The organism is Anaerobacillus alkaliphilus, assembly GCF_004116265.1.
Taxonomy (GTDB): domain Bacteria; phylum Bacillota; class Bacilli; order Bacillales; family Anaerobacillaceae; genus Anaerobacillus; species Anaerobacillus alkaliphilus.
The window spans coordinates 1-672 of the sequence record NZ_QOUX01000043.1; the positions used below are offsets into that span (position 1 = coordinate 1).

The 672-nt window shown below is 40.5% G+C and carries 2 tRNA genes and 1 rRNA gene; all 3 read right to left on the reverse strand.

Features of this window, described 5'->3' with window-relative positions:
• Window positions 1–296: 296 nt before the first annotated feature.
• Window positions 297–372 (reverse strand) — tRNA-Ala (locus DS745_RS14070).
• Between the two features lie 17 nt (window positions 373–389).
• Window positions 390–466 (reverse strand) — tRNA-Ile (locus DS745_RS14075).
• A gap of 148 nt (window positions 467–614) precedes the next feature.
• Window positions 615–672, reverse strand: a 16S ribosomal RNA gene (locus DS745_RS14080); the annotation flags it as partial.

Sequence of the window (672 nt, forward strand, 5' to 3'; positions counted from 1 at the left end):
ATTACCTAGTTATAAGGATTTTACGTCGAATTGAATTCTTGACTACTCAAGTTTACTCAAAAGCTTTTACAAACTTTCCGGTAAAACTTAAATGTGTTAGTTGTTATCTAGTTTTCAAGGAACAAATACAATTGTGAATGTTGAATTGGTTGAAGGCCTCTCTGAGATACTTTCATTAATTCATAATTCAAAATTGGCAATTCATAATTAAACTATCAATCTACCTTTTCTCAAAAAGGCGACTTGATAAATATAACACCATTCGAGAATGATGTCTAGAACCAAAAAATGGTTATTGGTGGAGCCTAGCGGGATCGAACCGCTGACCTCCTGCGTGCAAGGCAGGCGCTCTCCCAGCTGAGCTAAGGCCCCGGGTTATGAAATTGTTATGGTGGGCCTAAGTGGACTCGAACCACCGACCTCACGCTTATCAGGCGTGCGCTCTAACCAGCTGAGCTATAGGCCCCTAAAAACTCCATATAAAAAGAGAGATCACTCTCTCATAATAAAAAGCATACACTTTTTATGTTCGAAGGATAATTCCTTCAAAACTGAAACACAGCGTCAGCGTACTTTTCCAAAGAAAAGCATCGACTAGAGTTTTAACTCCATAGAAAGGAGGTGATCCAGCCGCACCTTCCGATACGGCTACCTTGTTACGACTTCACCCCA